Raw genomic sequence first — 13,490 nt, forward strand, 5'->3', positions numbered from 1 at the left:
GCGGCCGGGTCCCTCCCGGTCCTCGTGGGCGCGGTGCGCGACGCGTACCGGGGGGGCGGACGGTGCGGACCTGGTCGGGGGCGCCGTATCCGAGGACCTCCCCCTACGCGCGCCCCTGTCCGCTCCGCCTGGGCGGGCTGCGGGATGGCCAGGGCCTGGCGTCGCACTGCCGCCTGCCGGGCGACGGCAGTGCGACGCCAGGCCCGAGGGGCGCCGAGCGGGTCAGCTCCGTTCGGCCGCGACCGCGGTGGCCTCGGAGGGGCGGCCGGTGGGCGGGGGCGGCACGGTGGGGCGACCGGAGGCGGTCCTGGCGGGGCCGGGGGAAGCGCTCCTGCCGGAGGCGGCGGCCGAACCGCCCCTCGTGGAGGCCGCCGTCCGCTTCGCGGCGGAGGCGGGGGCGGCCGACACCGTGGTTCGCCGGGGGGCGGTACGGGTCCTGCCAGTACGGGACACGCTCGTACGGGACGGAGCCGCGCGGGGTGGTGCGTACGCCGGAATCCGCAGCAGGGCGAGGACGGCCGCCGCCGTACCGGCCAGCGGTACGAGGAGGAACGCGGGGTGCAGCAGCTCGGCGTAGACCAGGGTTCCGGTGGCCGCGGGCGCCCCCGCCCACAGGGCGAGGAGGACCACCGTGCCCGGCACCGTGACCCGGACCCGTCGTAGCCGGTGCGCGATGTGGTCGTCCGTGTCGCGCAGCGGGGAACGTCCCGCGCGGCGGCGGGAGACCACGACGAGGACGGTGTCGGCGAGGGCCACCGTCGCCAGGGCGGGCAGCGCGGCCCACGCCGTGCGGCCGGCCGGGGCGGCCTCCTGGAGCAGCGCACCGGAGGCGGCCAGCGCGAACCCGGTGAACTGCGCGCCGCACGCGCCGAGCTGGAGGCGGGCGGGGTGCCAGGTATGGAGGAGGAACCCCGCGAGCCCCGCCGCCAGGGTCGCCGGAAGGAGCGCGAGGGCGAAGCCGCCGTCGACGGTGGCGCACGCGAGCAGTGCGGCGGCTGTGACCAGGCCGACGGCGGTCAGCAGCCCGTCGGCGTGGTCGAGCAGGGCGAACGCGTTGGTGACGAGGACGATCCAGAGCACGGCCAGGACGGCCGCGGCGGGGGGCAGCCCGGCGAGGGTGACGACGAGGACCGCGGCCGCCGTCTGCACGGCGACGCGCAGGAGGGCCCACAGCGGCTTCAGATCGTGTACGAGACCGAGGACGGCCACCGTCGCGGACCCGGCGAGCAGTCCGGCGGCGGAGCCGGCCGCGCCTCCCGCCGCGCCGAGCAGCAGGGCGCCGCCGGTCGCCGCGGCGACCCCGAGCACAGCGGTCGCACCGCCCGCTCTGCGCAGCACCCCGGCCCCCGGCGTGCGACCGCCCGGCTCGGCCGAGGTGCGGGGGCGGAGCGCCGCGCGGCGGGCGCTCCTGGCGAGTGCGACCGTGATGAACAGCGCGGCCACACCGGAGGCGATGATCCCCAGCACGTTCACCTGCCCTGCCTTTCCTCGTTCATGACCTGCGGTGCGAAGGCGGGGCGGCCGATGGAACGGCGCGTTCGCCCGTTCCCCTGCCGGTGGCGGGTCGGGGACGCAGGACGCCACTCGGGTGGCGTTTCTCCCCAACCTACGGCCCGATGTCCGCATTCACCCTAAATAACACGAAAAAGGCAACGTGTTGTTCTGTCTCCCCTCGACGGGGCCTCGGCCCGGTCGGGCGGATAACCCCAAGAGGCTTCCGGGAAAGCGGAGTCGGGAAGAGTACCGGCGGAGTGGGCGCCGGTCCCGGTAGCCGCTTCCGGCGTCACCCTCGATGACGGGGTGTCACCAGCACGGCGGAACGGGGCCGGTGAGCGGTGCCGCAGGTCGGTCCGGGCAGGGAGGCGCGTTCGCGCGATCGGCCGCCCCGCGGATCACGTACCAGCCCCGTGGGCGCTCGTCCGCGCCGGAGCCGCGGGGGCGACCGGCGCGGACACGGCCCCCGGTGAGGAGCGCCCCGCGCTCCCGCAGCCGGGTGCGGAGGACCCCGGGGGCGCGGCACGTTCTCGTACGACACGGCAGCCGCCCACCCGGGTCCGGGCCGCCCGCCGCCTTCTTTGCGGCCATGGAGCCGGGCGCAGCCTCACGCCGAGGCGCGGAGCCCGGCTCTCACGAAGCGGGCGATCCGCCCCCACGTCACCCGGACGTGAGGAAGGCCCGTATGCCGCGCCGAGGGGCGGGAGGAAGGCGCGTCACCTCTCGGCGCGGGCGTCCCGGCCGTCCACGTAGGCGCCGAGGACCTCGATGTCCCCGATCCGGGACGGGTCCACGCGGTGCGGGTCGTCGCCCAGCACCACCAGGTCGGCGCGCGTCCCCGCCGACAGGGCGCCCGCCACGTCCTCCCAGTGGCAGGCGTGAGCTCCGGCGACCGTGTACGCCCGCAGCGCCTCGTCGACGGTGACCCCCTCGTCGGGGCCGACGAGGCGTCCCGAGAGGGAGGTGCGTTCGACCATGAACTGGACGGCCCGCAGCGGCGAGCCGTCCGTGACGGGCCGGTCCGAGCTGCCGACGAGGGCGACCCCGTGGTCCAGGAACCCCCGGCCCCGGTACAACCAGTCGGCCCGCTCCTCCCCCATCACCGCCGCGTAGTCGTCGCCGAAGTACCGCAGGAAGTTGGGCTGGACCACCGCGCTGACGCCGAGCGCGGCGAACCGGGGCAGTTGGTCGGGGCGGATCAGCCCGGCGTGTTCGATGCGGTGGCGGGCGTCCGGACGGGGCCGCAGCTCCTGGGCCCGCTCCAGGGCGTCCAGGGCGAGGTCGGCCGCACGGTCGCCGATGGCGTGGACGGCGAGCTGCCAGCCGGCGAGGTGGCCGTCGACGATCAGGTCGGCGAGGCGGCGCGGGTCGTCCTGGAAGCGGCCGGTGTTGCCGGTCGTGCCCTCGTACGGGGAGGTGAGCGCCGCCGTACGCGCCATCATCCCGCCGTCCGTGTAGATCTTGAGCGCGCCGAGCGAGAGCCAGTCGTCCCCGAAGCCGGTGCGCAGACCGAGGTCCAGAGCGCGGGGAAACCCGTCGTCGGCATGGGTCGCGCGGGGGCGCAGGGTGTCGCCCGAGGCCATGAGCTGGACCCGCAGGGGCAGTCGGCCGCGGTCCCGGAGCAGTTGGTAGGCGCCCAGTTCGACGGGGCTGTGGCCGAGGAGGCCGCCGCCGATGCCCGCCTCCGCACAGGCCGTGATCCCCTCGTCCAGGCACGCGCGGGCGGCCAGCTCGATCGCGTCGGCCAGCTCCTCCTGCGAGTAGGGCAGTCGCAGCCCGCGGGCGGCGGTCATGGCGCTCTCCGCGAGGAAGCCGTTCTCGTGCGGCGTCCCGTCCGGCAGCAGTTCCAGCACGGCGGTGTTGACGACGCAGGCGTGGCCGGAGTCGTGCATCAGGAAGACCTTGCGGCCGTGGCTGACCCGGTCCAGTTCGGCGGCGGTCAGATGGCGGCCCAGGGCCCGCTGGTCGTACCCGGCGACCTCCACCCACGCGCCCGTCGGACCCGGGCGCCGGGCAGCCGCGTCCACGACGGCGAGGATGTCCTCGACCCGTTCGCACGGTGCGACGCTGGGCGTGCCGGCCTTCAATCCGGCCCAGGCCAGGTGGACGTGGCTGTCGATGAAGCCGGGCAGTACGGTGGCGCCGTCCAGGTCGAGGACCTCGCGGGCGGGCAGGGAGGTCACGGCCTCGTCCACCCCGACGATCCGCCCGCGCCAGATTCCCAGGTCGTGGGCGACGGGGTGGCGGGGGTCCATCGTGAGGACGTGCGCGTTCGTCAACCGCGTACAGAGCATGGGCAGTTCCGTCCATCAGTGGCCGAGGCGGGAGACGACCGCCGCCCCGGGGCGGCACGGGGGAAGCGGCGTCACCTGACCGGTTTCGAGGTTTTACCGGAAGTCGATCCGGTGAAGGCTCAACTCGCCCGGCAATTATGCACCGTTGTGCATTTAGGTAAGCCTTGCTTTACTGATGCGTCGGCTGATCGTTCTTCCCAGGAGGCACCGTATGCGGGTCGTCATGTTCGGTTACCAGACCTGGGGGCACCGCACGCTCCAAGCCCTCCTGGACTCCGAGCACGACGTGGTGACGGTGGTGACGCATCCGAGGAGCGAGCACGCCTACGAGAAGATCTGGAGCGATTCCGTCGCCGACCTGGCGGAGAAGCACGGCGTCCCCGTGATCATCCGCAACCGCCCGGACGACGAGCTCCACGAGCTCCTCGAGAAGGCCGCCCCGGACATCATCGTGGCGAACAACTGGCGTACCTGGATCCCGCCGCGGATCTACAACCTGCCCCGGCACGGCACGCTCAACATCCACGACTCGCTGCTGCCCGCCTACGCGGGCTTCTCACCGCTGATCTGGGCGCTCATCAACGGCGAGCCGGAAGTGGGCGTCACGGCCCACCTGATGGACGAGGAACTGGACGCCGGAGACATCGTCGTCCAGCGGGCGGTGCCCGTGGGGCCGACGGACACCGCCACCGACCTCTTCCACCGGACGGTCGACCTGATCGCGCCGGTGACGGTCGAAGCCCTCGGGCTGATCGCCTCCGGGCAGACCGAGTTCACCCCGCAGGACCGGTCGAGGGCGAGCTTTTTCCACAAGCGCGCCGAGGAGGACATCCGCATCGACTGGAACTGGCCGGCCGAGGACCTGGAGCGCCTGGTCCGCGCCCAGTCCGCCCCGTACCCGGCCGCCTTCACGTACCACCGGGGACAGCGGATCGAGGTCGTCTCCGCCGTGGTGTCCCAGGGCCGCTACGGCGGCACCCCGGGGCGGGTCTTCTACCGCGAGGGCGACGGCGTCGTGATCGTCGCCGGAGCCGACGCCCGTCACGGCCGCAACCACGGCCTGGCGATCACGCGGGTGCGGACCGCGGACGGCCGCGAACTGCCCGCGACCGAGTACTTCACCTCGATGGGCGGCTATCTCACCGGCCGCCCCTGACGATCGGGACCTTACCCATGCGTACCGCACGTGCCCGGCACTACCTCATGTGCCGGCCCACCTACTTCGACGTGGTCTACTCCATCAACCCCTGGATGGACCCGGCGAAGCCCGTCGACACCCCGTTGGCCATCGCCCAGTGGGAGCGGCTGCGCGAGGTCTACCTGAGCCTCGGGCACACCGTCGACACGATCGATCCCGTCCCCGGACTGCCCGACATGGTCTTCGCGGCCAACGGCGCCACCGTCGTCGACGGGCGGGCCCTCGTGGCCCGGTTCCGCGACGCCGAGCGGATCGCCGAGGGCCCGGCGTACCACGACTGGCTGCGCGACAACGGCTTCCCCGGCCTGCGCACCGCCTCCTTCGTCAACGAAGGGGAGGGCGACTACCTCCTGGCGGGCGACTGGCTGCTCGCGGGCACCGGTTTCCGCAGCGATCCGCGGTCCCACGACGAGGCGCAGGAGTACTTCGGACGCCCCGTGATCGGGCTGACCCTGGTGGACCCCGACTACTACCACCTGGACACGGCCCTGACCGTGCTCGACGAGAAGACGGTCGCCTACTACCCGGCGGCCTTCTCCCCCGGGAGCCGGGCCGTCCTGGAGCGCCTGTTCCCGGACGCGCTCCTGGCCACCCCCGCCGACGCGGCGGCCTTCGGGCTGAACGCGACGTCGGACGGGTACAACGTGGTGCTGCCGCAGAACGCGACGGAGCTGGCCGGGAAGGTGCGGGAGCGCGGGTTCAACCCGATCGGCGTGGACCTCTCCGAGCTCCTCAAGGCGGGCGGCAGCGTGAAGTGCTGCACCCTGGAGCTGCGCCGGAACGTCTGAGCGGGCGGCGGCCTCCCCGCCGGGAAGCCTCGGGGAGCCCGCCGCGCTCCGCCCGCCCCCTTCCTCATGACCGCGGCCCGGAGGACTCGATCCCGGTCCCGCGCCCGGGCGGGCACCCCGCCGCGCGGCGGGGACGACGCGGAGGCCGGGCGGCGACCGCCTTCCGCAAGTCCGTGTGTCTGAAACCGATGGGGGTGGGTAGGCGGGAGGGGTCGTTCCCGCTGGATCGAGGGCGGGCGTGTGACGGGGGCAGAACTATGGAGCGGTTGTTGGTGCGCGAAGCGCTTGGGCAGGGTCGACGGGAGGCCGGCTCCCCGGTCGTGGCGCGGGACAGCGCCGGTTACGAGATGGTGTCGGGCGAGATCGCCCGGGCCCGCGCCTTCGTGAGGGACTTCCTCGCCGACGCGCGGTCCCGGCACGGTCTGGAGGTCTCCGAGCGGGCGGCGGACGTCGCGCAGTTGGTGGTGAGCGAGCTGGCCACCAATGTCTGCAAATACGCGCCGGGACCGTGCCTGCTGGACCTGGAAGCCACCCGCACCAGCCTCGACGTCGTCATGTGGGACACGGGCTCCGTTCTTCCCGCCGCTTCCCCGGCGGACCCCTCCCGGATCGGCCGGCACGGTCTGGAGCTGGTCCTCATGGTCTGCCAGAGCTTCACGGTGCACCGCGAGCCGGTCGGCAAGCGGGTGCGGGTGCGGATCTCGCTGCACGACGACCCGAGCGGCGACCCGGCCGGCAGCACCGTCGGTTAGCGGGCGGCACGGCAGAGGGGGCGAGGGCCGGTCGGCCCTCGCCCCCTCTTCCCCGGGACGCGGTCAGTTCTGGGCGAGCATCTCCTTGCGGAGCTTGGTGAGCAGTCGGGTCAGCAAGCGGGAGACGTGCATCTGCGAGATGCCGAGCTTCTCGCCGATCTGGGCCTGTGTCATCTCCTGACCGAAGCGCATCGCCACGATCTCGCGGTCCCGCTCTTCCAGTTGCTCCAGGAGCGGGGCCAGGGCATGCAGGTCTTCGACCAGCTCCATGGCAGGGTCGACGTCGCCCTTGATGTCTCCGTAGGTGACGGTCTCGGCGCTGTTCTGTTCGACGCCGATGGGCAGGTCCAGGGAGCCCGCGGTGTAGCCGTTGGCCGCTATGAGGCCCTCGATGACCTCGTCCTCGCTGAGCTCCAGGTGCCGGGCCAGTTCGGCGACCGTGGGTTCGCGGTCGAGCCGCCCGGCGAGGGCCTCCCGGGTCTTCGCCAGGGTCACGCGGAGTTCCTGCAGACGGCGCGGCACGTGGACGGCCCACGTCGAGTCGCGGAAGAACCGCTTGATCTCCCCCACGATGTAGGGGATGGCGAACGAGGTGAACTCGACCTCCCGGCTGAGCTCGAACCGGTCGATCGCCTTGATCAGCCCGATCGTGCCCACCTGGATGATGTCCTCCATCTCGCCGCTGCCGCGATTGCGGAACCGCTTGGCGGCGAAATGCACCAGGGAAAGGTTCATCTCGATCAGGGTGTTGCGGGCGTACTGGTATTCGTGTGTGCCTTCTTCAAGCACCTGCAACTGTTCGAAGAACAAGGCTCCCAGCGCCCGTGCGTCCTTCGGGGCGATCTTCGCGGGGTCCTCGACCCGTGGAAGCGCCGCAGGAGCGGTGGTGGCGATCGTGCCGTGTTCCGCTACGGCGGAGCGCCGAAGGCGCTGCGATGTGGTGGACATGCGCGTCTCCCGATGACTGCTGTTCGTGGACAACACGGGAGGGCGCCGACGAGGAACACCCCACGACGGCATGGTGCCGCTCCCGCGAGTGTGTGCCTGACTGCCCAAGCACGCCGAAACACCGTCTGTCCCCGATCGGCCACCCCAAACACGATCACACCGCATGTCGCAGGAAGTGGTCCATGTCTCAGCCCGACGCCTCGCGGACGGAGAGGGACGGCGCCCCCGGGCCCTCCCCCACCGCGTTCCAGGCCGCCGCGCACAGGGACTCGGCCACGGCCGCCGTGTAGCGGGCGGCGGCCAGCCAGTGGGCGGCGAAGTCGTCGGTGTCGGCGGGGAGCAGACGGCCGAAGAGGTCGCGCTCGCGCCGGGCCGCCGAGGCGCACAGGGCAGTGAGGAGTTCGGCGGCCGTGGGAAGGCCGCCGCGCCGGATCCGCCGGGCCTCGGCGGTGACGTCGCCCAGCATGCCGAGGGCGGCGCGGCCCGCCGGGACCGTCTGTTCGACCCGGCGCTCCAGGAGGTAGAGGGGCGATGGCGCGCCGGAACCGGCGGGGTGCGGTGGTGCGAGGTGCACGGGCGCGGCCGGGTCGGGGAGGTCGGCGCGGCCCAGGCGGTCGAGGCCGAGATCGACGGTGCCCTCACCGGTGGGGTGCGAGCACGCGAGCAGGGTGAGGCGGGGGTGCGGCGCGGGGACCAGGCGGCCGATGATCCTCAACCGCGTCCCCGGCGCGGCGGCCAGCAGGGTCAGGTTGTCGCGATGAGCCAGGGCGGGGTCGTCGTCGGCGACGGCGAGCCGCACGGGAACGCCTCCCTCGCACAGCGCGAGCAGGCAGGCGCCGCCCGGCTCCCCTACCGCGCCGAGGAGTTCGACGTCCAGGAAGAGCAGGTCGCTGCCACCGGCGTCCGGGTCCGCGTAGCGCGAGGTGGACCGCAGGGCACGGGCGGCCTGTTCGGACGGCGGCGTCTCCCAGAGGGCGGCGAGCGGCGGCTCCGTCCACGCCGCGCCCCGGGCGGTGACGGCCTTGACGCCTTTGCCGGCGCCCAGTCTGCCGTCCGGCGAGACCGTCGCCCCCGAAACGGCCAGACCGGCGCGGCCCAGCTCCCGGTGGGTGAGCGCACTGTCCCCCAGGCGCACGGCCCGGTCGGCCACGCCGAGGGCGCGCCCCGCACCGCCGGGCGCCACGTCGCCGACCGTGAAGAGGCGGCCGTCGGCTCCGGCGACCCAGGTGCGGACGCCGCCGTGCCCCGAGTCGGTGACGACGGGCTCGGTGAACAGGCCGTAGAGGCGAAGCGAACCGTCCTGGCCGTACGGGCGGCGCACGCGGCCTCGGACGGCGGCCAGCTCCGCCCCGGAAGCGGTCCCCACCCGGCGGGCGGTACCCAGGAGTTCGGCCAGGGCGGTGACGAGGTCGGCGGTGCGGTAGGACGGATCCCCGGCCCGGGCCGCGCGCAGCAGGGTGACGACCGACAGCGCGGCGCCCGCGGCACGGGGCAGGTGACGGATCCGGGCGGTGTGCGCGGCGCGCAGGAGGGCCGACTGGGCGACGGCCCCGGCCCCGTCGACACCGGCCTCCAGCACGGCGGCGCCCGCCGCCCACAGGGCGTCGGCGGCGGCGCGCTGGGCCGGGCTCGCCGTCCCGGGCGAGGAGGCGGCGGGGTCGGCGGCCGCCGCGGCCGGGCCGGGGACTTCCGGAGCGGGCCCTTCGGCCGGCTCCGGAGCCGGGTCGGCGGCGGGGGCGGCGCAGGCCGCGGCCGCACGGTGGACGCAGGCCGGAGCGAGGAGGCAACCGCAGACGATGTCCTCCGCCTTCGCCACCACGCCGCCCGGGGCGTGCAGGCGCAGCTCGGTCTCGTCGTCGACCTCGATCCTCGCGGTGTCCCCCTCGCGATGCGTCGGGCGGGTGCCGAGCTTGGTGACCGCCGCGTCCAGCCGCTTGCGCAGCCGGGGCGAGAGTCCCTCGACGAGCGTGGCCGTGACCTCCGGTGCGACGGGCGGCAACTGGGCGGTGTTCATGCGGTCCTCTCCCCTATCCAGCGAGCCAGTTCGAGTGGGCTCAGGGCCGCCACGGGCATGCCTGCGGCCACGAGCTGCCCGGCGACGCCCGTCGAGTAGCGGGGCCGGCCGGCGTCGTCGAGGCTCGCGCACCCGAGGACGTGGCAGCCGGTGTTCACCAGCGCCCGCACCTCGGCCAGCAGTCCGGCGAGCGGCGCCCCCTCCTCGAAGTCGCTGATGACGACGACGAGGGTGCGGGAGGGCACCTCGATCAGGCCGCGGGCGTGCCGGAGCCCGGCGGCGATGTGCGTTCCGCCGCCCACGCTCACTTCCAGCAGGAGGGAGAGGGGGTCGCGCACATGGCCGGTGAGGTCGACGACCTCGGTGGAGAACGCCAGGAAATGGGTGCTCAGGGTCGGCACTCCGGCGAGCACGGAGGCGGTCAGCGCGGACCAGATGGTGGAGGCCTCCATCGATCCGGAGACGTCCGTGACCAGGATCAGGCGCCAGTCGGCCGACCGGCGGGCGCGATTGCGGAAGACCGGCTTGTCGGGAACCACCCGGATCGTGCCGTCGGCCGTCCGGCGGGCGGTGGCCAGATTGGCGTGCAGCGTGCGCGGCAGGTCGAGCCGTCCGCCGGGGCGGCGGGTGGGCCGGGCCGTCGTCGTACCGGTCAACGCGGGGCGCAGCCGGGTGGCGAGCTGCCGGGTCAGTTCGTCGACCAGACGGCGCACCAGCGGGCGGAGCGCTGCGAGACGGGCCTCGGGAAGCCCGCCGGCGTACTGCAGGATCGTCCGGAGCAGTTCCACGGAAGGGGTCACGGCCGCCGGGTCGAGTGCGGCCAGGACGTCCTGGCGTCCTGTCATGGCCGCGGCGGCCAGGACCTCTTCGCGGACGCCGGGGCCGAACAGGGCGGCCAGCTCCTCGGACCACTCGCGGACGCCGGGGAACGACGGCTCCCGGCCGCCGCCCGCTCCGGAGCCGCCGTGCCCGGGAAGGCCGCCGCGTGAACCCTCGCCGCGGCCCGCTCCGTAGAGCTCGTCCAGCGCGGTCGCCAGGCGGGCGGCGCCGGACGGCAGCCGGTCGGTGCTCCGGCCGAGCACGAGCCGCCACCGGTCGGCGGGCGCGAGGGTCCGGGCGGGGGCCGCGCCGGTGGAGGGCGCCGTACCGGGGGCCGCGCCGGGCGGGGGCGCCGCGGTGGAGGCGGCCCGGGCAGGAGGCGCGGTGGCGGCGGTCTCCTGGGTCGGGGCCGCGGTGCGGGGGGCCGCCCCCGCGGGGTGCGCCGCCCCGGCGGCGGCGGGGCGCGTCGCCGCGGGGCCGCCGGGCCGAGGCGGGAGGCGGTCGTCGGGGACGGACGCCGTGACGGGAAGGCCGAGAGCGGTCAGGAGCTCACGGGCCGCGAGGTCGGCGGCCGTTCGTCGGGCCAGCTCCGCCGGGTCGTCCCCGTCGAGGGCGTCCACCCGTTCGCCCAGCCGCTCCTCGACGGTGCCCAGCAGGCGGTCCCGGGCGGCCGGGCTCAGGGCGTCGAAGCCGCCGCGCAGGGCGGGGAGCCGGGCCAGGAACGCGGAGTCGTCCAGCTCGACCACCCGTTCCAGCAACGGGTCCAGGGCTGCCACGCCGACGCTCAGGAGCGGGCCCGCGACCGTCAGGACGCCGGTGAGGCGCGCGGTGAGCGTGGTCCGGGAGGCGCCGTCCACGGCTCCGTCCACCCAGGAGGCGACGCGCTCCCCGAACGCCTCGGCCTCTTCGTGTCCGGTGAGCACCCTGACCGCTCCGGCGGCGGCGGCGATCAGCGGGGCGCCCTCGGCGGCCAGTCGGGCGAGGGCGTCGGTGAGCCGTATGCCGCCCAGCCGGTCGGCCCGCTGCGCCAGTTCGAGCAGAGCGCGGGCGTCCTCGGGCTTCTCGGAACCGGTCAGGCCGTCGATCTGGCGCACCGCGGCGGCGGTCAGCAGCTCCGCCGCGTGCGCGGTGCGGGCGGCCCGTGCGGTGTCGACGGGGGCCAGGACCGCAGGAGTGTCCCCACCGCCCGGGACCGCAGGGCCGTCGGACGGGTCCGCAGGGCCGTCGGGCCGGGCCGCGGAGCCTTCGGACCGGTCTGTGGAGTCTGTGGAGTCTTCGGGCGCGGTCAGGCCCGGCAGATGGCCCGCCTCGATGCGGTCCAGCAGATCGAGCCCGGCGAGGAGTTCGGGGAGGGTGCCGCCGGCCGGGAGAACGGCCGCCAGTTCGGTCAGGCGTTCGTCGGCCGGGGCCGGCAGCCCGCACGCGGCGGCCTCCGCGAGACCGCGGACGACCTGGGCGGCCGTCGGGCCGCCCGCCGCACGCTCAGCCGCGTGACGCTGCCGCAGCACGCCCTCGGCCGCCTGGGCCGGGGTGACGCCGCGGGCCCCGGCCGCGGTGAGCATCGCGGCCGTCGCCGGGGTCCACCGCACCTGCCAGCGTGTCGTCAGCCCTTCACCGCCCGCCGCCCCGGCCACCCCCTGCTCCTGGGCGTAAGGGATGCCGCACACCGTCAGTCTGCGCAGCAGCAGTTCGCGGCGGCGGTCCAGGGTGGAGCGCGCGGGGTCGAGTCGCAGGTCGCGCGGTGTCCTCTCGTGCGCGTCCCCCGGCCCGGGGAGCCCGAGCGCCGCGGTCTCGGCCTCGACGGCGGGGCAGAGTCCGCCGCGGGGGGCGGCGGGCGCCGGTCGTCCGGTACGGGCTCCGACGAGCACGCGTTCGAGGGCCTGGGCCACGGCGCGACCCGTGCCGTAGGTCTCACCGCGCCCCAGCACCGTCTGCACGGCCTCCAGGAGTTCCCCGCGGCCCGGCGCGGGCAGGCCGCGCAGGCGGGCCAGGTCGCCGGCGACCCGCACGACCTCCCTGCCGTCCGCCGGACCATAGGGGTGACCCTGTTCGCGCAGAGCGGCGCAGAGGCGCACCGCGGTGCGGATCAACGCCTCGTGCACCGCGGCCGGATCCCCGGCCGCCTCCAGGACGATGTGCTGCCACTCCGGATCCCGGATGCCGGCGGGGTAGCCGGACCGCGAGTCGAGCAGCGGGTACGTGTAGGGGATGAGGGAGACCGTGCAGTCCCCCGCCCCCGCGGCGTCCCCGGCACGGCCGGCCGGGCCCGGCCCCCCTGCGGCCCCGGCAGCTCCGGCAGCCCTGGCGGCCTCCGTGGCCGACGGAAGCAGCGCCGGGGTGTGGAAGGCGCCCACCACGACGGCCGGCCTCCGACCGCTCGCCAGGGCCTCGGCGAGGTGTCCGCGCATGCACGCCTCGCGCGCCAGGTCCGTGCCGTGCACCCCGCCGCGCGCCTCGGCCTCGTAGCGCAGCGCCCAGCCGGTGAGCAGGGCGGCACGGCGGAGGGCCTCGGGCGTCGAACCGGGTGCGTGGGCCTCCACCAACCGGTCCCACAGGTCGTCCCCGTCCCGGCCGGTGAGCCGGGACCTGAGCGCGGCGGACAGTCCGTGCCCCTCCCCCGGCACGGGTGCGGAGGCGGCCCCGGGGACGGGTGCGGGGACGCCGTCCCCCTCCGCCCACGCCCGGTCGGCCAGGGGCAGGTCGCAGGCCACGGCGGGAACGCCGTTTCTCGCGGCCCAGCGCAGAGCGACCAGTTCGGGTGAGAAGTCCGCGAACGGGTAGAAGGCCGGGCCCCGTTCGCCCGCCGGACCGGCTCCGGGCCCGTACGCGGGCACGGCGGCCAGCGCCACCGGGGCCTCGGTCTCCTCGTGGGCGAGCCAGCCCAGCCAGGGCTGGAACTCGGCGGGCAGTTCGACGAGGAGGACGTCGGGGGCCGCCGCGTCCAGCAGTGCCGGCAAGGCGGCCGCCAACGACGGCGCGTGGTGGCGCACCCCGATCAGGAACGGCGAGCCGGGGCCGGCCTCCGCGAGGGCCTCCACCGCGGCTTCGGAGGTGGCCGGTCCGCCCGCCGGGCCCGGCGCGGGGGCGGCGGCCCGCGCGCCGGAGGCGGGCGACGTCTCGCGGGCGGCGCCCGAGCCCGCCCTCGGCCCCGGGCCCTGCCCGGGAATGGTCGACTCGGTCATC

Annotated in this window: 8 protein-coding genes; 3 read left to right on the forward strand and 5 right to left on the reverse strand. The window is 75.3% G+C overall.

Annotation, left to right across the window (positions count from 1 at the left end):
• Positions 1 to 222: 222 nt before the first annotated feature.
• Together AMK24_RS22910 and AMK24_RS22915 are read right to left on the reverse strand one after the other, a co-directional pair.
• Positions 223 to 1,473, reverse strand: coding sequence for an MraY family glycosyltransferase (locus AMK24_RS22910; protein ID WP_073770723.1), 1,251 nt, complete (start codon positions 1,471 to 1,473; stop codon positions 223 to 225).
• 737 nt (positions 1,474 to 2,210) lie between these two features.
• On the reverse strand, positions 2,211 to 3,788 hold the full coding sequence (locus AMK24_RS22915) for an amidohydrolase (protein ID WP_073770724.1): 1,578 nt from the start codon (positions 3,786 to 3,788) through the stop codon (positions 2,211 to 2,213).
• Between the two features lie 211 nt (positions 3,789 to 3,999).
• On the opposite strand from AMK24_RS22915, the gene AMK24_RS22920 reads away from it, so the two are divergent.
• The 3 genes from AMK24_RS22920 to AMK24_RS22930 all read left to right on the forward strand — a co-directional run bounded on the left by AMK24_RS22920 (position 4,000) and on the right by AMK24_RS22930 (position 6,526).
• On the forward strand, positions 4,000 to 4,944 hold the full coding sequence (locus tag AMK24_RS22920; protein WP_073770725.1) for a methionyl-tRNA formyltransferase: 945 nt from the start codon (positions 4,000 to 4,002) through the stop codon (positions 4,942 to 4,944).
• A 17-nt stretch (positions 4,945 to 4,961) separates the two neighbouring features.
• Positions 4,962 to 5,774, forward strand: a complete 813-nt coding sequence (gene ddaH, locus AMK24_RS22925; protein ID WP_073770726.1) for a dimethylargininase — start codon at positions 4,962 to 4,964, stop codon at positions 5,772 to 5,774.
• Between the two features lie 257 nt (positions 5,775 to 6,031).
• Positions 6,032 to 6,526 carry an ATP-binding protein gene (locus AMK24_RS22930; protein ID WP_073770727.1) on the forward strand — a complete coding sequence of 165 codons (495 nt, stop codon included), beginning with the start codon at positions 6,032 to 6,034 and terminating at the stop codon, positions 6,524 to 6,526.
• Positions 6,527 to 6,589: 63 nt separating this feature from the next.
• Here the strand turns inward: AMK24_RS22930 and AMK24_RS22935 are convergent, their stop codons facing one another.
• From AMK24_RS22935 to AMK24_RS22945, 3 genes are all read right to left on the reverse strand, one after another.
• Positions 6,590 to 7,474 carry a SigB/SigF/SigG family RNA polymerase sigma factor gene (locus tag AMK24_RS22935; protein WP_073770728.1) on the reverse strand — a complete coding sequence of 295 codons (885 nt, stop codon included), beginning with the start codon at positions 7,472 to 7,474 and terminating at the stop codon, positions 6,590 to 6,592.
• Positions 7,475 to 7,661: 187 nt separating this feature from the next.
• Positions 7,662 to 9,488: a hypothetical protein gene (locus AMK24_RS22940; RefSeq protein ID WP_073770729.1), complete on the reverse strand. Its 1,827-nt coding sequence runs from the start codon at positions 9,486 to 9,488 to the stop codon at positions 7,662 to 7,664.
• On the reverse strand, positions 9,485 to 13,489 hold the full coding sequence (locus AMK24_RS22945; protein WP_079190596.1) for a vWA domain-containing protein: 4,005 nt from the start codon (positions 13,487 to 13,489) through the stop codon (positions 9,485 to 9,487). The genes AMK24_RS22940 and AMK24_RS22945 overlap by 4 nt, the downstream gene beginning before the upstream one ends.
• Position 13,490 lies beyond the last annotated feature (1 nt).

Origin of the sequence: Streptomyces sp. CB02366 (genome assembly GCF_001905905.1) — a bacterium.
Taxonomy (GTDB): domain Bacteria; phylum Actinomycetota; class Actinomycetes; order Streptomycetales; family Streptomycetaceae; genus Streptomyces.